This window comes from Aquimarina sp. MMG016, from assembly GCF_018100805.1.
Taxonomy (GTDB): Bacteria; Bacteroidota; Bacteroidia; order Flavobacteriales; family Flavobacteriaceae; genus Aquimarina.
On the sequence record NZ_JAGJEA010000004.1, the window covers coordinates 295,619 to 316,203 of the forward strand.

A 20,585-nucleotide genomic window follows, 5' to 3' on the forward strand; every position below is an offset into this window, starting at 1 on the left:
AGCTTTGACTATTCATCAAAGCTTTCTTTTTTTTGGACAATATTCTATATCTTAAGCTTAAGAAAGACTTGCTAAACTAGATTTTAGAGTAGCAATCTTGGCTTCAGCGTCAGCTTCTTTCTTTCGTTCATTAGCAATCACTTGCTCAGGAGCATTATTAACAAAACGCTCGTTCTGCAATTTTTTCTGAACAGACTTTAAAAACCCCTCTGTATACGTAAGTTCTTCTGTAAGTTTCTTTATTTCTTCTTCCACATTAATTGCCCCAGAAATTGGAATAAAATACTCATTAGATTTAACTCTAAAGGATAAAGCCCCATCCACTTTTGCATCAACATAATTTAAGGAAGACAAATTACCTAATTTACTAATAACGGTATCAAAAGTTGAACTTAATTTTTCACTATTTAGCACTGATAACTCTATAGTTTCTTTAAACGAAATATTCTTCTCTTTACGAATAGTTCTAATTCCAGAAACTACTTCTGAAGCTATATCGAATTCCTTAATCAAACCTTCATTAACCGCTTTTGATGTAGGCCAACTAGAAATAATTAATGCCTCTTTTGGAGTTCTATCTGCAATCTGCTGCCAAATTTCCTCTGAAATAAAAGGCACAAAAGGATGAAGAATCTTTAGATTATCTTCTAGAATAGCTATCACCTCATTATACGTTTTAGTATCAATAGGACTACCGAAAGCTGGCTTAATCATCTCTAACAACCAGCTACAGAAATCATCCCATACTAACTTATAGGTGGTCATTAGTGCATCACTAATTCGATATTTAGCATAACTATCTTCCAGTTCTAATAAGGCCTGTTGAAATCTTGATTGATACCATTCTATTGCAATTTTAGATGCTTCAGGTTGTTCTATATTAGAATCAATTTTCCAACCTTTTATTAACCTAAAGGCGTTCCAAATTTTATTTACAAAACCACTACCTTGTTTACACAAGTCTTCATCAAACATTAAATCATTACCAGCTGGAGAACTCAACAACATTCCAACTCGAATACCATCAGCACCATATTGATCAATTAAATCTAATGGATCAGGAGAATTACCTAAAGACTTAGACATTTTCCGTCTTTGCTTATCTCTTACAATACCTGTAAGATACACATTAGTAAATGGTTTTTCCTTTCTGTATTCATATCCAGCAATAATCATTCTAGCCACCCAAAAAAACAAAATTTCCGGAGCGGTTACCAAATCATTTGTAGGATAATAATAATTAATTTCATCGTTTTCGGGCTCCAAAATACCATTGAATACACTCATTGGCCATAACCAAGAAGAAAACCAGGTATCCAATGCATCTGGATCCTGAGTTAGATCAGTATCTATTAAATTACTATTACCAGTTTTTTCTTTAGCTAAAATCAGCGCTTCCTCCCTACTCTCTGCAACAACAAAATCTTCTTTTCCATCTCCATAGAAATAAGCAGGAATCTGATGTCCCCACCACAATTGACGAGATATATTCCAATCTCTAACATTTTCCATCCAATGGCGATATGTATTTACAAACTTTTCAGGAACTAGATTCACGTCCTTACCTATAACTGCCTCCAAGGCAGGTTTAGCAAGGTCTTCCATTTTCAAGAACCATTGATCACTTAGTTTAGGCTCTATAACGGCCTTAGTTCGTTCGCTTGTTCCCACTTTATTAAGATGTGTCTCTGTTTTTTCTAAAACACCAATACCATCTAACTCCTTTATAATTTCTTTACGGGCTACAAAACGATCTTTTCCTTCATAATGCAAGCCAAAAGTATTAAGTGTTGCATCATCATTAAAAATATCTATAACTTCCAGGCTATGCTTATCACCTAACACTTTATCATTCGGATCGTGAGCAGGTGTTACTTTAAGACACCCTGTACCAAACTCCATATCTACATACTCGTCTTCAATAATTGGAATCGATCGATTGGCAATGGGAACAATAGCTTTTTTACCTCTGAGATGAGCAAAACGTTCATCATTTGGGTTAATACATATCGCTGTATCACCCATAATAGTTTCAGGACGAGTTGTAGCAATAGTAAGGGTATCATCGCTTCCTTCAATTTTATACTTTAAATAATATAAGTTACCCTGTTTCTCCTCATAAATAACTTCTTCATCAGATAGGGTAGTCTTCGCTTCCGGATCCCAGTTCACCATCCGATACCCTCTATAAATCAACCCTTTGTTATACAGGTCTACAAAAACTTTGATCACAGAAGCAGACAAATTGTCATCCATAGTAAAAGCCGTACGTTCCCAATCACAAGAAGCTCCCAATTTTTTAAGTTGTTCCAGAATTATCCCCCCATGTTTATGTGTCCATTCCCAAGCATGTTCTAAAAACTCTTCTCTAGTGAGGTCATTTTTATTGATCCCATCTTCCTTTAACTTAGCAACAACCTTAGCTTCTGTCGCTATAGAAGCATGATCAGTACCAGGTACCCAGCAAGCATTATAACCCTTAAGGCGAGCTCTTCTAATCAACACATCCTGTATTGTATTATTAAGCATATGTCCCATATGCAAGACTCCAGTAACATTTGGCGGTGGAATTACGATAGTATACGCCTCTCTATCATCAATTTCTGAATGAAAGTAATTATGCTGAGTCCAGTAATCATACCACTTATCTTCTACCGATTTTGCATCATATTTTCCTGCTAAAGACATACTTTGGTCTAGTTTTTGAGTTTTAGAGTGCAAAAGTAATTATTATATACGACAACTTGAAAGTCTTTTGCAATTTTGAAGTTGGATAAAAAGTAACTACTTTTACACATTATAAAAACCTACATTATGAAAAAAGTTATAATGATTTTATTTATTGGTTTTCTGGGATTTAATTTGAATGCCCAAGATGCCAAAGCAGAAATAAAATTTAAAACTGAAGTTATTGATTATGGCGAAATAGCTAAAGGTAGTGATGGCGTTCGCCAGTTTGAGTTTACAAATACAGGAAATGCTCCTTTGGTTATTTCTAAGGTATACTCTAGCTGTGGCTGCACTATTCCTAAAAAGCCTGAAGGACCAATTGCTCCAGGAGAAACTGGAATTATTGAAGTAAAATATGACACCAAAAGAGTGGGGCCTATTCGAAAAACGGTTACTGTAAATTCTAATGCCGCGGATAATCCTACAATGTCAATAAAAATTAAAGGAACAGTTTTAGACACTAATAAAAGTGTTCTTGAAAAGAAAAACTAAGTAAAATACTTACTTTAACTAAAAGGAGCTGTTTTAAAAACAGCTCTTTTTTTATATCACTTTTTTAAGAAAGAATGTATACTTCATTTGGACACCCAATCTTTCTATTTTAATTCTAATTTTCTTTCCTTCCTCAGAATAAAAAAGATCATTGAGGTCGGAAAGTTTATAATAATGAGCTTTTTTTCCATTAACTTCTAGAACAATATCTCCCTTTTTTAATCCCGCTATTTCTGCCGGTGAATTAGGTCTTATATCCAAAATCTCGTATTTTGGCTGTAGGCTGTAAGTAAAACTTGACAGTTCTCTATCAAAAGAAACAGCATCTTTCTTTATAGTAACATTTTTCACCTCATAAGAATTATCCTCTCTTCTTTTTACATAATCTTCATCAATTCTAATTCCATTATGCTGTATCGTAAGACCACTCATATTATAGAAAAAAGGCTTATCAAAATAGCCATTCTTCTTAAACGATATTTTTTTATTAGGATAATCCACAATCAAGTTAAACCTTCTTAATATACTACCTCCAATGGATCCTTGTCTATCTTTTGTGGATATTCTTTTTAAGTTAATTGAATCCGGAAATGAAGTAGTAACGTTTCTTAAAACAAAATCACCAATTACCAAACTATTTATTTTAGATCTCCTTCCGTATATATTACCTGAAAAACCTTTACCCAAATAATCTTCAAAAGAATTCTCAGGTACTTTGATCCCCAACTCTTCATTCTCAAAAAGCCATAGTGCAGATCCAGAACCAGAATCTATTAGCATATTTAGATTTACTTGTCCATTTTTAGACATATGCTTAACATCCATATAAGGTCTCTTATTATCTGGAAACCTTAGTTTTGTCCTATAGCATTTTCTACACTTTTTATAAGTGTAAAATCCAGGTTTATTTATCTTTATGACTCTATTTGAATAGCTTATATCTAAAATAAAATCCTTAAAAAAATCATACCCTATAACCCCATGGATAGGAAATCCCATTTGTGGCGAAAAATTTATGGTCTCATCAAAAACCAAGTAAACCGTATGATTCCTACTTCTTGATTGTCCTATTTTCAAATCATTCCCCACAGATTTCACAGCCTCTACTGCCCCACCTTTTCCAAGACCTCTAAGATAAATTTTGGTAGCGTTACGCAATTCTAATGAATCTCTATCTTCTGCACTAAATATAATTGTTGAGTTCACCCCAGTATCCAGAATAAAAGAAAGATCAACACCATTAAGGTTTACGGGGATAATTACAAGGTTATTTGCAAGTTCAAACTTTATCTTATCTTTCTTCACTCCATTAGGAAGTTTAAAGCTACCTTGAGCTAAAACTGTGACATTAAGAAACAATAATAGAATTAAAACTCTATTATTAATGAAATGATAAAAATCCAATAACAAAATCTCCTTTTTCCTAAATATAGAAAAATAGTTGAAAATTAATGTCGATTAGACATCTATTTCTTAAATAATTTAAGAAATTTACCGCTATTTTATATTTTAAACCAAACTTTAATGCCCGTTGTATCAAGTAAAGGTAAGGCTATGCCGGAATCTCCAATTCGCAAATTGGCTCCTTTTGCAGAAAAAGCTGTAAAAGAAGGCAAGCATATTTATCATCTTAATATCGGTCAACCTGATATTAAAACTCCGACGGAAGCATTAGAAGCCGTTCGAAATCACACGGTTGATGTGCTGGCCTATAGTCATTCTGCCGGCTTTGAAAGTTTTAGAAAAAAATTAGCCGGATTCTATGCAAAACATGATATAACTATATCTTCTGATGATATTTTAGTCACAACCGGGGGTAGTGAAGCTTTAATTTTCACAATGGGAAGTATTACCGATCCTGGAGATGAAATTATTGTTCCGGAACCATTTTATGCAAATTATTATAGTTTTTCTACACAATCCACAATTAAAGTGGTCCCTGTAATTTCTAAAATTGAAACAGGGTTTGCGTTACCAGCTATAAAAGAATTTGAAAAACTTATTACCACAAAAACCAAAGCAATATTAATTTGTAATCCAGGTAATCCTACAGGGTATTTATATAGTAAAGAAGAAATACAACAACTTGCGGAATTAGCAATCAAACACGATTTATTCCTAATATCTGATGAAGTATATCGAGACTTTGTATATGATGGTTCTGATCATTATTCTATCCTTCAGGAAAGGGATCTAAATGAACATGCTATTGTTATAGACTCTGTGTCTAAACGATACAGTATGTGTGGTGCTAGAATAGGCTGTATGGTAAGTAAAAACAAAAGCGTTATACAGACTGCAATGAAATTTGCACAAGCGAGATTAAGTCCGCCAACTTTTGCACAAATAGCAAGTGAAGCTGCACTCGAAGCACCAGAATCGTATTACAAAGAAACGGTTGCTAAATATAAAGAACGAAGAGACACCTTAGTATCAGGGTTAAGAGAGATCCCTGGAGTTAAGGTTGCCATACCTAATGGAGCTTTTTATTGCATAGCAGAGTTACCTATTAATGATACTGATCATTTTGCAGAATGGCTCTTAGACAAATTTGATGTAGATAAGCAAACTGTGATGCTTGCACCAGCTTCTGGATTTTATTCTAGCCCTAATGAAGGTAAAAATCAAGTAAGAATTGCATATGTTTTAAACAGAAGAGACCTAAAAAAAGCAATTACTATATTGAAGTTAGCTTTAGAAAAATATACTAATTCATGAAGATAGAGTATAACAAATCCCTTAAAGAGTATAATACTTTTGGTATAGACGTTACTGCTGATGAATTTATAAAAATCACATCAGAAGATGAATTATTGCAGGTAATTTCTAAATATAACAATAAAGATATATTTATTTTAAGCGGAGGAAGTAATATGCTTTTGACTAAAAACATCGAAAAATTAGTTGTGCATATTGCAATTAAGGGAATAGAATCAAAACTACAACCCGATAATACGGTTTTAGTATCTGCACAAGCAGGAGAAAACTGGCATGATTTTGTACAATACTGTATTCAGAATAATTATGGAGGCTTAGAAAATTTATCTCTAATACCTGGTTATGTCGGCAGTGCCCCAATACAAAACATAGGGGCCTATGGAGTAGAATTAAAAGATACTTTTATTAGTTGTGATGCTATAGGTCTTAAAAGCGGTAAGAAACATACTTTTTCTAGCAAAGAATGTGAATTTGGTTATCGAAATTCTATTTTTAAAAATAAAGCAAAAAATAAATACGTAATCACCAAAGTTACTTTTAAGCTCACCGCAAAAAATCACATCCTTAATCAAAGTTATGGCGCTATAGAAAATGCTTTAGCAGAAAAAAACATATCAACACCAACGATTAAAGATATTTCTGAAGCCGTAATTCAAATAAGAAAAAGTAAACTTCCTGACCCTTCGGAAATAGGGAATAGTGGTAGTTTTTTCAAAAACCCAGTGATTTCTTCAAATGTATTTAATAAACTACAAGCTTCATATCCAGAAATTCCTCATTATGTAATTGATGACACCTCGATAAAGGTTCCGGCAGGATGGCTTATTGAACAATGCGGCTTTAAAGGAAAACGCTGGGGAGATGCCGGTGTACACAAAAAACAAGCACTGGTTCTTGTAAATTATGACAATGCATCTGGTGAAGAAATACTTGATATATCAAAAAAAATTCAACAAGAAGTAATGAATAAGTTTTCTATAGAATTAGAAACGGAAGTCAATATTATATAAAAATTAAAAACAAAATTTAAAATATTTTCATTCCAGTTATTATTTTATGGTTTTTCTTCAAAAAAAGCAATATCTGAATAGTTAATTTTTGTATCTAAAATCTTCTTACCTTCTCATTCTTTGTATCTTTGCAATTAATTTTGATAATCTTTCAATATGAAACTTCTATTACTTACGGTGGTTTTACTTTTATTAGCGTTTGCAGGAATCGCAATTAAGCTATGGGCAAAAAAAGATGGAAAATTTGCAGGAACTTGTGCAAGCCAAAGTCCTTTTCTTAACAAAGAAGAAGAATCTTGTTCTTTATGTGGTAAGACCCCTGATCAATACGCTAACTGTAACGAACAAGAACATTCTAAATAATTCTCTGTAAAAGAAAAGATATTCTTTAAGAAAATAAGTCCTTGAAAAAAGAATCTTCAACTCTAACAAAATATATTAAAAAGGCTAAAGAAGGTGAACAATCGGCGTTCAATTATCTTCTTGATACTTTCTGGAATGAAGTTTATGGTTTTCAATTAAAAAGAACTCTGAATGAGTATGAAGCTGAAGATATAACTATTCAAAGTTTTTCAAGAGCCTTTGATAAAATCCACACTTTTAAAGAAGAGTATAATTTCAAAACTTGGTTAATTCAAATTTCAAAAAATATACACATTGATCTTTTAAGAAAAAAAGATGCTTCAATTCGTTCTAGGACTACAACAGAGGTTGATGATTCTGTTTATAAGATTATAGATGACAACCCTACCCCAGAAGACAAACTTATTACTGAACAAAATTTAGCACAATTATTAAGATTTATCAAACAACTAAAACCTCATTACCAAGAGGTTATAAACCTTCGTTATTTTCAAGAACTTTCATACAAAGAAATTTCTGAAACTCTTGAAGAGCCTATAAACAATATTAAAGTGAAATTACTTAGGGCTAAAAAATTACTAGCCGAAATAATAAACGATACTAAAACAAAAAGTTAGATTTCTAAAATAGAAAAAACAAACCTCCAAATGTGATGGAGGTTTATCTAAAAGTTAAATTAGCTTTACTTAAGCTTAAAAGAAGAAATTTCTTTAATCACTGTATGTAATGGATCGATCCATTTATCATTAATCTTTTTATCATATTTGATAAATTTCTGAACTAATCCTTTAGGAGCTGTAATTTCTTTTTCAATACCTGTGATATTGATAAACTTTTGGTTTTTCAATAACCATCTCTCTACTCGCTTCCTATCCTTTGCTAACCTTTTTGCTTGTCTAACTTCTTCCTCAGACATTGGTTTACGCGTACTCATAAATTTTGGTTTTTAACTTTTTTTTAAAAAATAAAAAATGGGGTTAAGCTAATATTACCATAATCTTTCTAAGATTATTATGCCAAAAATATAAAAAGTAAAGCTATTAACAATAATAAAACCATAACTTTATTATGGTTTAACCGTAGTTTTTATTCTTATTTGACAAGTAAATATTGTACAATTTACCATCAATTGTTTACAGAAACAACTGTTTTTAAAGAGTTTATTCAATTATTTAACACTTCACCTCTGTTTACAGTATAAAAATTCCCCTTACGGAATTATTAGCAAATACCTCCCACCTTCTTTTATTGTTAAAAAACTATGTCCTGAGTATTAATTCTTAGTGAACATTAATAAGACATCTATAATTTCAAAAAAAAAACTAAAAATTAAAAAAAGAAAATCCTAAGTTTATAATAAACTCATTATTAATATACCCTTTCTTCGTACTTTTGTTCAAAATTTTGCAGATATGAACAATGATGTTGCAACTGTAGCACCGCCAAAAGGGAAACCGAAATGGTTACGTGTCAAACTGCCTACAGGAAAAAAATATACTGAACTTCGTGGTTTGGTAGACAAGTACAACTTACACACTATATGTACTTCCGGTAGTTGTCCAAATATGGGCGAATGCTGGAGTGAGGGAACGGCTACTTTTATGATTTTAGGTAATATCTGTACACGTTCTTGCGGTTTCTGTGGTGTAAAAACCGGGAGACCTGAAACAGTAGATTGGGAAGAACCTGAAAAAGTTGCACGTTCTATAAAAATTATGAATATAAAACATGCTGTTGTTACTTCCGTCGACAGAGATGATTTACAAGATGGAGGCTCTATAATATGGTCAGAAACGATACAAGCAATTCGTAGAATGAATCCTGAAACAACTTTGGAGACGTTGATTCCTGATTTTCAAGGTAAAACTAAGAATATTGACAGAATTATAGCGGTTAAGCCAGAAGTTGTTTCTCATAACATGGAAACAGTAAAAAGACTAACCCGGGAAGTTAGAATTCAAGCAAAATATGAACAAAGCTTACAAGTTTTGAAATACCTAAAAGATAATGGTATTAATCGCACAAAAAGTGGAATTATGCTTGGCCTTGGAGAAACTGAAGAAGAAGTTATACAAACACTAAAAGATCTAAGAGCTGTAAATCTGGATATTGTAACTATTGGTCAATACCTACAACCTAGCAAAAAGCACTTACCGGTTAAAGAATTTATAACTCCTGATCAGTTCAAAAAATATGAAGAGATTGGTTTAGAAATGGGCTTCAGACATGTAGAAAGTGGTGCTTTAGTAAGATCTTCGTATAAAGCTCAAAAACATTTAACTTAATATTTTTTATACAATCAAAAAGATTGAATGAATACTCCTATAAGAATAGCTATAAATGGTTTTGGTAGAATTGGACGCAATCTCTTTAGGTTATTAATTGACCATCCCCTTATAGAAGTTGTAGCTATAAATGACCTAGCAGATACAAAAACTTTAGCACATCTCCTTAAATACGATAGTATCCACGGAGTATTACAGCAAAAAATATCACATACCGCTAATCACATACTTATTGGAGATCGATCAATTACAGTAAGTAATGAGAAGGATCCTGAAAACTGTAATTGGAAGCATCAAAATATAGATATTGTAGTAGAGGCCACAGGAAAATTTAAAACTAAAGAAGAGGCCAACAAACATATTATAGCTGGAGCTAAAAAAGTAATTCTATCCGCCCCACCAATCGATGAGAATATAAAAACAGTAGTCCTCGGGGTAAACGAAGATATTCTGGATGGTACGGAAAAAATAGTTTCTAATGCTTCTTGTACTACCAATAATGCAGCCCCGATGATAAAGGTCGTTAATGATCTTTGTGGAATTGAGCAAGCATACATTACTACGGTCCATAGCTATACTACTGACCAAAGCTTACACGATCAACCTCATCGTGACCTTAGAAGAGCAAGAGCCGCCAGTCAATCCATAGTACCCACTACTACAGGTGCAGCAAAGGCCTTAACTAAAATCTTTCCCGAATTAAGTAATGTTATTGGCGGATGTGGTATTAGAGTACCTGTTCCTAATGGATCACTTACCGATATCACTTTAAATGTAAAAAGGGAAACCACAATTGAGGAAATCAACAACAGCTTCAAAAAAGCCTCAGAGACGTCTCTAGAAGGCATTCTTTCATATACCGAAGATCCAATTGTATCTATAGATATTATAGGAAACCCATATTCTTGTGTTTTTGACTCTTTAATGACATCAGTCATCGGAAAGATGGTAAAAATCATAGGTTGGTATGATAATGAAATAGGTTATAGTAATAGAATAATTGATTTAATTATTAGCATTTGTAAGAAATAACTATCTTAGTTGAGTTATTTTAAGTGGAAAAATGCCAACCCAAATCAAATATTTAATTACTCTCATACTATTAAGCTTCTGTTTTTCAGGAAAATCGCAAGAAACTCCTGACTCTAAAAACAGCAAGGCTAAAGATTCTATAGAAAACTATCTTAAAGAAGCTTCTAGCGCTATTAAAGGAACAGACTTAGAAAAAGCGCTTTCTAATATAATTTTTGCAAAGGAATTAGCGATTCAAAGTCAAAACAAAAAATATAGAGCCAAAACCTGTAGGGTTCTGGCAGAATTATATTTAGAACTTGGAGATTTTAATGATGCAGAAAAACAAATATCACTTGCCATAAAAATTCAAAAAGAAGAAAATGATGAAATCGCATTAGCTAGTACTTATAATACAGCCGGCGCTATTGCTATAGCTACAAAAAACTATGAACAAGCTAACAGACACCTTCAAGAAGCTTCAAGATTAATAAATGATAATACCCTAAACAACTTAGAAGGATCAGTAAAACTGAACTTGGGGCGATTGGCTCTTTTTCAGAATCAACCTGAGTTAGCTATAGAACATTTTAATAGCAGTTTACCAATTATAAATTCTCTGGATCAGCACCATTGTAAGGCAAAACTATATCTCAACAAAGCTAAAGCGCAACTAGAACTCGACTTACCAGATGAAGCATTGGAGACCAACAATACTGCCATGCAAATCGGAAAAGAATTTGGGTATCCAGATATACAATCAGAATGCTTTAAGCTATATAGCCAAATAACCGAAAAAAAAGAAGACTTTCAAGCTTCATTAGAATACCTAAAAGAACACGAAAAAATAAAAGATTCTTTGTTTAATATCAATAAGGAAATTATTGCTCAAGAAGCCGGAATGAAACTAAATATTGGCGAAGACAAAGTACTTATTGAGGAATTGACAGAAGAAAATATTCAACAACAGAAATCGCTAAAATTAGGACGATTAACGACAATCTTAAGCATTGCACTAATTACCATACTTTCGCTACTAACATTATCTCTTTATAAAAACAATAATCTTAGAGCCAGAGCGAATGAGTTATTACAAAATAAAAACACAGAGCTTATACTTGCTAAAGAAAACGCGGAGCGTGCAAGCGAGGCTAAAGTACAGTTTTTATCAACTATAACTCACGAACTCAGAACTCCTCTTTATGCGGTAACAGGGCTTACACATCTATTATTAGAAGAAAGCCCAACACCAAACCAGAAAGAACATCTTAATTCTCTTAAATTTTCAGGAGAATATCTACTTTCACTAATCAATAATATACTAGACCTAAATAAGTTAGAAGCTAATAAAGTTGAACTGGAAAACACTTCATTTAACCTTCAAAAACGTATAAATGATGTATTAATAGCTTTAGGGAAATCTGCAAATGACAGAAACAATAAACTTCATTATGAGTTTGATAAATCTATTCCGACTAAACTAAAAGGCGATCCTCTTAAAATTTCTCAAATACTTATCAATCTGATAGGTAATTCAATCAAATTCACTCAGAATGGAGATATTTGGATACGAGTAAAACTTATCAGTATGGATGAAGACAAAGCTCTTCTTAATTTCGAAGTTAGAGATAATGGAGTAGGTATTTCTGATAAAAAGCAACAAACAATATTCGAAAACTTCACTCAAGGCTCTGTACAAATAAACCGTAAATTTGGTGGTACTGGATTGGGACTATCCATTGTAAAAAACCTTCTTGGTTTAATGAATAGTGAAATTAAACTAGAGAGTGAATTGGGTAAGGGATCTAAATTTTTATTTGACTTAGCATTCGAAGTTTATAAGGATCCTACAGCTAATTATGTAGAAGAAGCCAAAAAAATTGACTATAAAGTAATGATTGACAAGCGTGTATTGGTGGTGGAAGACAACAAAATCAATCAATTGATCACAAGAAAAATCTTAGAAAAAAATAGAATGAAGTGTGATGTAGCGGATAATGGAGATATAGCCGTTAATAAGGTAAGAAGTGAATCATTTGATTTAATCTTAATGGATATCCATATGCCTGGGATAAGTGGTATTGAAGCCACCAGACAAATTAGAGAATTCAATGCTGAGATACCTATTATTGCTTTGACTGCAGTAACTCTAGATGATAACCTAGATGAATTTTATAATAATGGATTTGATGACATCATACCAAAACCTTATAAAACTGAGGAGTTTTTCATAAAATTACATAAAGCTTTTACAAAAGAACAAGCTACAACTTAATTTGTGGCACAAATATTGGTGAAGTCTAATAGAGCTTATTCTTTTAAGCTTGATTTGAGTTAGCCAGAATATATAAAAGAGATCTTATTTAATTAAGGTCTCTTTTTTTTATATAGCTAAATATCATTTTATCAAAAACCTCATGATTCTCTATAAACTGAGCCTGTATAGGCTGATACCATAGAATCTGCTTTGGCAAATGAGACATTAATCTCACATAATCCTTTTCAGTGGTAATGATAAACTCTTTAGTTTTTAAATCATCTAATTCTTTATCCGTAAAATTATGATGATCTGGAAAAGCTATGTGATCAAACTTCAATCCTAAAGAAGTATAATAATCAACCAAAGGTTTAGGGTTAGCAATACCAGTAATCAAGGTAAATGTTTTCTCTTTGAGTGATTCAATATGCATCACTTCATCAGCATTCATTATATCGCTTCTGTAATCAATAAAAGAAAAAAACAAAGTTTGATTATTGGCTAATTTAAGCCTCTTACCAATAGCAATCTTTTCTTCAGAAGAAATATCTTTTGGACATTTAGTAACTATAACAATATTTGCTCTATTGGCGCCCTTGCGAGATTCTCTTAAATTCCCTGTTGGTAATACAATATCATTACAGTACAAATCATTGTATGTTGTAAGCAAAATATAAAATCCCGCTTTTACTTTACGATGTTGATAAGCATCATCCAGAATAATAACTTCTGGCTGAGGGTTCAAGGATCTTAGGCTAGCAATACCATTGCGCCTATCAGCATCCACTGCAACTATAACTTCATTAAACTTAGTTTTAAACTGTAGTGGCTCATCTCCCACTTCTATAGCCTTGGAAGAAGTGTTTACCACTTGAAAACCTTTAGTTTCCCTCTTATAGCCTCTACTCAAGGTAGCTAATTGAACTTTATCCTTAAGCGACCTAATCAAATACTCTACCATTGGTGATTTACCAGTCCCTCCAACGCTAAGATTACCAACAGCTATAACCGGAAAATCATAACTTACAGATTTCTTAATTCCCAAATCATACATTTTATTTCGCAACCAGGTTACCAAAAAGTATATAGGAACTATAGGAAATAGTATTTTTCTTATAAAATTCATGCTCACAAAAGTATAAAACGAAACTTTGATTATTGGCAAAAGTTTTTTTACATTCAATTTTTAATAGAAAAACATATTGCAATGCAAATAAAAGACGTTATACAACACCTTGAAGCTATGGCACCATCCACTTATGCAGAAGATTTTGATAATGTTGGTTTATTGGTTGGAGACCCAAACACTAAAGTAACAGGAATTTTAGTAACCCTGGATACTTTAGAAAGTATAATTGATGAAGCCATAGAAAAGCAATGTAATATGATTGTCAGTTTCCATCCAATAGTATTTAAAGGCATCAAAAAATTTAATGGTAGCAATTATGTAGAACGTGTGGTGATGAAAGCCATTAAAAATGATATTGCAATTTTTGCAATTCACACTGCTTTGGATAATGCATTGCACGGTGTTAATGATATGATGTGTGAGCAATTGGGATTATTAAATCGAAAAATTCTTATTCCACAAAGCGAAAACATAAAAAAGCTAATCACTTTTGCTCCGATAGCAGAAGCTGAATCATTACGAACAAAATTGTTTGAAGCTGGAGCAGGGACTATTGGTAACTATGACAATTGTAGTTTCTCTTCAGAAGGAGTAGGAACATTCAAAGCTTCAGAAAAGGCAAACCCTTCGATCGGAGAAATCGGAAAAACACATCACGAAAAAGAAACTCAAATCCAGGTTACATATCCAAAACATAATGAAAGCAAAATCTTAAAAACTCTTTTTGATAATCATTCTTATGAAGAAGTCGCTTATGAGATTATTACTTTAGAGAATAAAAATCAAAATATTGGTATGGGTATGATTGGAGAACTACCTGAAGAAATGGAGGAGCAAGATTTTCTAACATACCTAAAAAAAACTTTTAAAACCGGATGTGTAAGACATTCTGCTTTACTTAATAAGCCAATAAAAAAAGTAGCCGTTTTAGGTGGTAGCGGTAGTTTTGCTATCAAAAATGCTCAACGCGCTGGCGCAGATACTTTTATCACCGCCGATCTAAAATATCATCAGTTTTATGAAGCAGAAGGAAAACTAATTTTAGCAGATATTGGACATTATGAAAGCGAACAATACACAAAAAACTTAATTGTTAGTTATCTTAGAAAAAAAATCAGTAATTTTGCAATCATTTTATCGGATATAAATACCAATCCTATTCAATATTTTTAAAATATGGCAAAGAAAGAAGTTACTGTTGAGCAAAAATTAAGAGCATTATATGATTTGCAATTAATTGACTCTAGAGTTGATGAGATCAGAAACGTACGTGGAGAACTACCTTTAGAAGTAGAAGATCTTGAAGATGAAGTAGCCGGATTAAACAAAAGACTAGAAAAATTAAACAATGATCTTGAAACTATTGACGAAGGTATCAAGAACAAGAAAAATTTAATAGAAGAAGCCAAGGCGCTGATCAAAAAATACGGAGAGCAACAAAAAAATGTACGTAATAATCGTGAATATAACTCTCTAAGCAAAGAAGTTGAATTTCAGGAATTAGAAATTCAATTAGCAGAAAAACACATCAAAGAGCACAAAGCTCAGATTGTTCAGAAAAACGAAATCATCGATCAGACTAAAGGTAAACTTACTGAACGAAACGAACACCTTTCTCATAAAAAAGGTGAACTAGATGCTATTTTAGCCGAAACCGAAAAAGAAGAGCAGGCACTTATTTCTAAGTCAGAAGATTACCAGAAAGAAATCGAAGAAAGACTGGTTACAGCATATAAAAGAATTAGAAAAAATGTAAAGAATGGATTAGCTGTTGTACCTATCGAGCGTGGAGCTTCTGGAGGATCATTTTTTACTATTCCACCACAAGTTCAGATGGAGATTGCTTCTCGCAAGAAAATAATCACAGATGAGCACAGTGGTAGAATCTTGGTAGATCAAGAGCTTGCTAAAGAGCAAAAGGAAAAAATGGAAGCTCTTTTTGCTAAATTGTAATAGAAAGACTTTAAAATTATATATGGCCTCAGTTTTATACTGAGGCTTTTTTGATTGTATTGACTAATGAATCATATTTTAATCATAGGATCTGTTTGGCCGGAACCCAATTCTTCTGCTGCAGGAATCAGAATGCTTCAGCTCATTGAATTATTTAAATCACAATACTGGAAAATCACCTTTGCCAGTCCTGCTGCAGATAGTGACCATATGATTGATCTTGAAAAAATAGGCATAACCAAAATCACAATAGAACTCAATAATTCCAGTTTTGATGACTTTATAAAAGACTTACAACCAAACATCGTAATTTTTGATCGTTTTATGACAGAAGAACAATTTGGATGGAGAGTCACACAACACTACCCCAATGCATTAAAAATACTAAACACAGAAGACCTTCACTGCTTAAGAAAAACTAGACAAGAATGCTTTAAACAAGAAGAAGAGTTCAACCTCAATTATCTACTGAACAATGATATCACTAAGAGAGAAATCGCTAGCATATATAGGTGTGACCTCTCATTAATAATATCAGATTTTGAAATAAACCTCCTGAAAGAAACTTTTAAAATCAACGAAAGCTTATTATTATATTTACCATTTTTATTAAATCCTATAACTTTTGAAACAAAAAACAGTTGGCCAGAGTTTGAGAAAAGAAATCATTTCATCACTATAGGAAACTTTCGCCATGAGCCCAATTGGAATAGTACTCTATATCTAAAAGAAATCATTTGGCCATTAATTAAAGAAGACCTTCCAGATGCAGAATTACACATCTATGGAGCATATCCTCCCCCAAAAGCAACTCAATTAAACAGCCCTAAAGATGGTTTTCTTATCAAAGGCTGGACAGACAATGCTCGGAGTGTAATGCAAAATGCTCGTGTTTGTCTAGCACCTTTACGTTTTGGTGCAGGAATCAAAGGAAAATTAGCCGAAGCCATGCTTTGCGGAACTCCAAGTGTTACAACATCTATCGGAACCGAAGGAATGCTGAGTGACGAATCTGACTGGAATGGCTTCACAACAGATAACCCCTCTTCATTTGCAAAAGCGGCAGTCAAATTATATGCTGACAAAAACATCTGGAGTCAATCACAGCAAAACGGCATAGAAATCATCAATACTCGTTTTCAAAAGGCGAAATTTGAGCCAATACTCATACACACCATCCAACAACTACGGTCTAACCTAAAAGAACACCGCACTAATAACTTTATAGGAAACATGTTACATTATCACACTATGCGCAGCACAGAATTTATGTCTCGATGGATAGAAGAAAAAAATAAGTTACGCTAAAATGAAGTTTTAATTTTAAAAAAAAGAGTGAACAAAAAAAGCTCTTCCAAAAATTGGAAAAGCTTAAATTATCTTTAAAAACAACTCTTAATTAAAGCGCTGCTACGTGTTTAGCTAATTGAGACTTAAGGTTAGCTGCTTTATTCTTATGAATAACATTATTCTTAGCTAACTTGTCTAACATAGAAATTACAGTAGGAAATAACGTCTCTGCTTCTTTCTTATCAGCTTCACGTAATTTCTTAATAGCATTACGTGTAGTTTTATGCTGATATCTATTTCTAAGACGTTTAGTCTCACTATTTCTAATTCTCTTTAATGCTGACTTATGATTTGCCATCTTTTTGCTAATTATTTTTTTATTCTAAAAATTTGTAGCCCGTAGGGGAATCGAACCCCTCTTACCAGGATGAAAACCTGGCGTCCTAGCCGATAGACGAACGGGCCATTTTCCTTTTTCAAGGATTGCAAATTTATAGCTTTCACTGTAAACTTGCAATTAATTTTTTAATTCGTAGCCCGTAGGGGAATCGAACCCCTCTTACCAGGATGAAAACCTGGCGTCCTAGCCGATAGACGAACGGGCCATAGTTGTTTGTCTAATTGCGGATGCAAAAATACAACTATTTTTTAATGGCGCAAGTGTTATTTTATTTTTTTCTAAAATTAATATGCTTTAGCAAATAACACCCTTACTTTAGACGGTTTACCAGTGTAAACACATTCACCTTTTTCCTCCTTTGCATCAAAAGGAATACAACGTATAGTTGCCTTAGTTAACTCTTTTATCTTATTTTCAGTTTCAGGAGTACCATCCCAATGCGCAGAAATAAAACCACCTTTGTTTTCTAAGACTTCTTTAAATTCATCAAAAGAATTTACCTCTGTAATATGCTCATCCCTGTATTGTGTAGCCTTATTATGCAAACTTTCCTGAATTTCTTTTAACAAAGACTCAATTGTTCCTACTACATCCTCTTTAGCTACAAATTGTTTTGTTAAGATATCTCTTCTCGCCAATTCTACAGTTCCTTTCTCTAAGTCTTTTGGTCCAATGGCAATCCTAAGTGGAACTCCCTGTAATTCATACTGAGCAAATTTAGCTCCAGGCCTATGCGTATCTCTGTTATCAAATTTAACCGAAATTCCTTTTGATCTTAAATCCGTGACCAGCTCATTAGCTACGACAGAAATTTGTTCCAATTGCTCTTCACCTTTATATATAGGAACAATCACAACTTGTATTGGAGCAAGATTAGGTGGCAATACCAATCCATTATCGTCACTATGAGTCATAATCAAAGCTCCCATTAAACGAGTAGAAACCCCCCAAGAAGTCGCCCATACATAATCTTGCTTTCCTTCTTTAGAAGTGAATTTAACATCAAAAGCTTTTGCAAAATTCTGACCTAAGAAATGTGAAGTACCCGCTTGCAGCGCTTTCCCATCCTGCATTAAAGCCTCTATACAATAGGTGTCTTCTGCACCAGCAAAACGCTCACTCTCAGTCTTCCTACCTTTAATAACAGGAATAGCCATAAAGTTTTCTACAAAATCGGCATATACATTATTCATTTGCTCCGTTTCAGCAATCGCTTCTGATCTGGTTTCATGAGCGGTATGCCCTTCTTGCCACAAAAACTCCGCGGTACGCAAGAAAAGACGAGTTCTCATTTCCCAACGCACTACGTTTGCCCATTGATTCACTAAAATAGGCAAATCACGATAGGATTGTATCCAACCTTTATAGGTATTCCAGATAATAGCTTCAGAAGTTGGACGAACGATAAGCTCTTCTTCTAACTTAGCATTAGGATCAACTATTAATTTTGAAGTATCATCAGGATCGGTCTTCAATCTATAATGTGTCACTACAGCACATTCTTTTGCAAAACCTTCAGCATTTTTTTCTTCGGCTTCAAACAAGCTTTTAGGAACAAAAAGTGGAAAATAAGCATTTTGATGACCTGTTTCCTTAAACTTTCTATCTAATTCAGCCTGCATTTTTTCCCAAATAGCATACCCATAAGGCTTGATTACCATACATCCCCTTACCGCCGAATTCTCAGCTAAATCAGCCTTTACGACTAATTCATTATACCATTTTGAATAATCTTCACTACGCTTTGTTAGATTCTTGCTCATAAACTGCTATTTGGCACAAATATTGTGGCTTTGTTAAATAAAAAATAGTTAGCGCAAAACTAACTAAATTTGTAATGTTCAACAATAAAATAAGGAGATATGCGACCTAAAAATTATTTTCAGATAAATGGCGCCTTAGGATTTTTTCTATTGGCCAGCTTAATAATGTTGACGTCTTGTGGATCATATGAATATGTTCCATACAATGATGGTGTATATGGAGATGATGAAGACAGAAGAAATGTAGACACTACGACAAGGCCAAGAAACTCTGACAAAAAATCTAACTTTTATTCAAGTTATTTTTCAGAAAAATCTGCTCAAATAGACAATTTAGTAGAACAGGAAGCTATTTTCACAGATATTGATTCATATGCTAGCGAAGGTTATGATGAAGCAGATACAACTGCTACCGCATTAAACTATGATTCAGGACAGCCCGCCTGGGGAAGTGATTATGATGACATCAGCGTCAATGTATACAACACAGGATGGAATGCCGGATGGGGTCTTGGATGGGGAGGATGGAACAATTGGTATGGCCCTGGATGGGGATGGAATGCAGGATGGGGTGGCCCTTGGGGATGGAATGCTGGATGGGGATGGAACGCCGGATGGGGTTGGAATGCCGGATGGGGCTGGAACAATTGGTATGGCGGCGGTATTTGGTGCCCACCATTTTATGGTTATGGATATGGTTACCCATATGGAAGAGGTAGATATGTAGCTTACAACAGAGGTTATAGAAATGCTTATGCAGCTAATTACAGGTCGCGCAATGTATACGGCAGAAGCAGAAATAACATTAATAACAGATCCAGAAGTACTTATAGTCGCTCTAGAAGTGACTATAGCAGAAGGCGTGTATCTGCTGATAACTCTAGGAGAACCAGAAATTCCGCATATTCCAGGTCTAGATCTTCGGTAAACAGAAACAGTTCTGGCGCTAGAACCAGATCATATAATTCTGGCAGTAGAACTAGATCTTACAACAGTAATTCAGGTACTAGAACAAGATCCTACAACAATAGCTCCAGATCAAGGAGTAGTTCAGGTAGTCGAAACTTTTCTTCAGGATCTCGTAGTAGAGGAAGCGGGGTATCACGAGGAAGAAGTTCTGGTGGCCGAAGTAGTGGATCACGAGGAGGAGGCAGATCCAGAGGTGGTCGCGGAAGAGGTTAAAA

General features: G+C 33.6%; 18 protein-coding genes and 2 tRNA genes. 12 read left to right on the forward strand and 8 right to left on the reverse strand.

What is annotated here, in order from left to right:
* Positions 1-57 precede the first annotated feature (57 nt).
* A complete protein-coding gene (locus J8M14_RS10390; RefSeq protein WP_211074546.1) occupies positions 58-2,688 on the reverse strand; it encodes a valine--tRNA ligase in 2,631 nt (876 codons plus the stop codon).
* Positions 2,689-2,814: 126 nt separating this feature from the next.
* On the opposite strand from J8M14_RS10390, the gene J8M14_RS10395 reads away from it, so the two are divergent.
* The gene (locus J8M14_RS10395) at positions 2,815-3,222 is read left to right on the forward strand and encodes a DUF1573 domain-containing protein (protein WP_211074547.1); all 408 of its coding nucleotides are present in this window, start codon (positions 2,815-2,817) and stop codon (positions 3,220-3,222) included.
* A gap of 51 nt (positions 3,223-3,273) precedes the next feature.
* On the opposite strand, the gene J8M14_RS10400 is transcribed toward J8M14_RS10395, so the two are convergent.
* Positions 3,274-4,527 carry an aspartyl protease family protein gene (locus tag J8M14_RS10400; protein WP_211074548.1) on the reverse strand — a complete coding sequence of 418 codons (1,254 nt, stop codon included), beginning with the start codon at positions 4,525-4,527 and terminating at the stop codon, positions 3,274-3,276.
* Positions 4,528-4,746: 219 nt separating this feature from the next.
* On the opposite strand from J8M14_RS10400, the gene J8M14_RS10405 reads away from it, so the two are divergent.
* The 4 genes from J8M14_RS10405 to J8M14_RS10420 all read left to right on the forward strand — a co-directional run bounded on the left by J8M14_RS10405 (position 4,747) and on the right by J8M14_RS10420 (position 7,930).
* Entirely contained in the window at positions 4,747-5,940 is a 1,194-nt protein-coding gene (locus tag J8M14_RS10405; protein ID WP_211074549.1) for a pyridoxal phosphate-dependent aminotransferase, read from the forward strand.
* Positions 5,937-6,950 (forward strand): UDP-N-acetylmuramate dehydrogenase, encoded by a 1,014-nt coding sequence (gene murB / locus J8M14_RS10410; protein ID WP_211074550.1) that lies wholly within the window; start codon positions 5,937-5,939, stop codon positions 6,948-6,950. The genes J8M14_RS10405 and murB overlap by 4 nt, the downstream gene beginning before the upstream one ends.
* A 156-nt stretch (positions 6,951-7,106) precedes the next feature.
* Entirely contained in the window at positions 7,107-7,313 is a 207-nt protein-coding gene (locus J8M14_RS10415) for a membrane or secreted protein (RefSeq protein WP_211074551.1), read from the forward strand.
* A gap of 41 nt (positions 7,314-7,354) precedes the next feature.
* Entirely contained in the window at positions 7,355-7,930 is a 576-nt protein-coding gene (locus tag J8M14_RS10420) for a sigma-70 family RNA polymerase sigma factor (protein ID WP_211074552.1), read from the forward strand.
* 65 nt (positions 7,931-7,995) lie between these two features.
* On the opposite strand, the gene J8M14_RS10425 is transcribed toward J8M14_RS10420, so the two are convergent.
* On the reverse strand, positions 7,996-8,247 hold the full coding sequence (locus J8M14_RS10425; protein WP_211074553.1) for a hypothetical protein: 252 nt from the start codon (positions 8,245-8,247) through the stop codon (positions 7,996-7,998).
* A 478-nt stretch (positions 8,248-8,725) separates the two neighbouring features.
* On the opposite strand from J8M14_RS10425, the gene lipA reads away from it, so the two are divergent.
* From lipA to J8M14_RS10440, 3 genes are read left to right on the forward strand one after another with little or no spacing between them, the layout of a single operon-like run.
* Positions 8,726-9,598 carry a lipoyl synthase gene (gene lipA, locus J8M14_RS10430; RefSeq protein WP_211074554.1) on the forward strand — a complete coding sequence of 291 codons (873 nt, stop codon included), beginning with the start codon at positions 8,726-8,728 and terminating at the stop codon, positions 9,596-9,598.
* Positions 9,599-9,625: 27 nt separating this feature from the next.
* The gene (gene gap / locus J8M14_RS10435) at positions 9,626-10,630 is read left to right on the forward strand and encodes a type I glyceraldehyde-3-phosphate dehydrogenase (protein WP_211074555.1); all 1,005 of its coding nucleotides are present in this window, start codon (positions 9,626-9,628) and stop codon (positions 10,628-10,630) included.
* Positions 10,631-10,661: 31 nt separating this feature from the next.
* The gene (locus tag J8M14_RS10440; protein WP_211074556.1) at positions 10,662-12,884 is read left to right on the forward strand and encodes a response regulator; all 2,223 of its coding nucleotides are present in this window, start codon (positions 10,662-10,664) and stop codon (positions 12,882-12,884) included.
* Between the two features lie 88 nt (positions 12,885-12,972).
* Here the strand turns inward: J8M14_RS10440 and lpxK are convergent, their stop codons facing one another.
* A complete protein-coding gene (gene lpxK / locus J8M14_RS10445) occupies positions 12,973-13,992 on the reverse strand; it encodes a tetraacyldisaccharide 4'-kinase (RefSeq protein WP_211074557.1) in 1,020 nt (339 codons plus the stop codon).
* An 81-nt stretch (positions 13,993-14,073) separates the two neighbouring features.
* On the opposite strand from lpxK, the gene J8M14_RS10450 reads away from it, so the two are divergent.
* From J8M14_RS10450 to J8M14_RS10460, 3 genes are all read left to right on the forward strand, one after another.
* Positions 14,074-15,168: a Nif3-like dinuclear metal center hexameric protein gene (locus J8M14_RS10450; RefSeq protein WP_211074558.1), complete on the forward strand. Its 1,095-nt coding sequence runs from the start codon at positions 14,074-14,076 to the stop codon at positions 15,166-15,168.
* A gap of 3 nt (positions 15,169-15,171) precedes the next feature.
* Complete coding sequence (locus J8M14_RS10455) at positions 15,172-15,948, forward strand: C4-type zinc ribbon domain-containing protein (RefSeq protein WP_211074559.1); 777 nt, start codon at positions 15,172-15,174, stop codon at positions 15,946-15,948.
* Positions 15,949-16,014: 66 nt separating this feature from the next.
* A complete protein-coding gene (locus J8M14_RS10460; protein ID WP_211074560.1) occupies positions 16,015-17,256 on the forward strand; it encodes a glycosyltransferase in 1,242 nt (413 codons plus the stop codon).
* Positions 17,257-17,347: 91 nt separating this feature from the next.
* Here the strand turns inward: J8M14_RS10460 and rpsT are convergent, their stop codons facing one another.
* The 4 genes from rpsT to proS form a co-directional block, all read right to left on the reverse strand.
* Complete coding sequence (gene rpsT, locus J8M14_RS10465; protein ID WP_211074561.1) at positions 17,348-17,596, reverse strand: 30S ribosomal protein S20; 249 nt, start codon at positions 17,594-17,596, stop codon at positions 17,348-17,350.
* A gap of 35 nt (positions 17,597-17,631) precedes the next feature.
* Positions 17,632-17,703, reverse strand: a tRNA-Glu gene (locus J8M14_RS10470).
* Between the two features lie 68 nt (positions 17,704-17,771).
* Positions 17,772-17,843 (reverse strand) — tRNA-Glu (locus J8M14_RS10475).
* 79 nt (positions 17,844-17,922) lie between these two features.
* Positions 17,923-19,401: a proline--tRNA ligase gene (gene proS, locus J8M14_RS10480; protein WP_211074562.1), complete on the reverse strand. Its 1,479-nt coding sequence runs from the start codon at positions 19,399-19,401 to the stop codon at positions 17,923-17,925.
* A 99-nt stretch (positions 19,402-19,500) separates the two neighbouring features.
* Here proS and J8M14_RS10485 point away from each other — a divergent pair, with 99 nt between their 5' ends.
* Positions 19,501-20,583 carry a hypothetical protein gene (locus J8M14_RS10485; RefSeq protein ID WP_211074563.1) on the forward strand — a complete coding sequence of 361 codons (1,083 nt, stop codon included), beginning with the start codon at positions 19,501-19,503 and terminating at the stop codon, positions 20,581-20,583.
* Positions 20,584-20,585: the final 2 nt, after the last annotated feature.

Coding starts and splice junctions, on each gene's coding strand:
- gap (WP_211074555.1), top strand. CDS start 9,626: ATGAATACTCCTATAAGAATAGCTATAAATGGTTTTGGTAGAATTGGA.
- proS (WP_211074562.1), bottom strand. CDS start 19,401: ATGAGCAAGAATCTAACAAAGCGTAGTGAAGATTATTCAAAATGGTAT.
- J8M14_RS10455 (WP_211074559.1), top strand. CDS start 15,172: ATGGCAAAGAAAGAAGTTACTGTTGAGCAAAAATTAAGAGCATTATAT.
- J8M14_RS10425 (WP_211074553.1), bottom strand. CDS start 8,247: ATGAGTACGCGTAAACCAATGTCTGAGGAAGAAGTTAGACAAGCAAAA.
- J8M14_RS10460 (WP_211074560.1), top strand. CDS start 16,015: ATGAATCATATTTTAATCATAGGATCTGTTTGGCCGGAACCCAATTCT.
- rpsT (WP_211074561.1), bottom strand. CDS start 17,596: ATGGCAAATCATAAGTCAGCATTAAAGAGAATTAGAAATAGTGAGACT.
- J8M14_RS10485 (WP_211074563.1), top strand. CDS start 19,501: ATGCGACCTAAAAATTATTTTCAGATAAATGGCGCCTTAGGATTTTTT.
- lipA (WP_211074554.1), top strand. CDS start 8,726: ATGAACAATGATGTTGCAACTGTAGCACCGCCAAAAGGGAAACCGAAA.
- J8M14_RS10450 (WP_211074558.1), top strand. CDS start 14,074: ATGCAAATAAAAGACGTTATACAACACCTTGAAGCTATGGCACCATCC.
- murB (WP_211074550.1), top strand. CDS start 5,937: ATGAAGATAGAGTATAACAAATCCCTTAAAGAGTATAATACTTTTGGT.
- J8M14_RS10415 (WP_211074551.1), top strand. CDS start 7,107: ATGAAACTTCTATTACTTACGGTGGTTTTACTTTTATTAGCGTTTGCA.
- J8M14_RS10395 (WP_211074547.1), top strand. CDS start 2,815: ATGAAAAAAGTTATAATGATTTTATTTATTGGTTTTCTGGGATTTAAT.
- J8M14_RS10440 (WP_211074556.1), top strand. CDS start 10,662: ATGCCAACCCAAATCAAATATTTAATTACTCTCATACTATTAAGCTTC.
- J8M14_RS10390 (WP_211074546.1), bottom strand. CDS start 2,688: ATGTCTTTAGCAGGAAAATATGATGCAAAATCGGTAGAAGATAAGTGG.
- J8M14_RS10405 (WP_211074549.1), top strand. CDS start 4,747: ATGCCCGTTGTATCAAGTAAAGGTAAGGCTATGCCGGAATCTCCAATT.
- lpxK (WP_211074557.1), bottom strand. CDS start 13,992: ATGAATTTTATAAGAAAAATACTATTTCCTATAGTTCCTATATACTTT.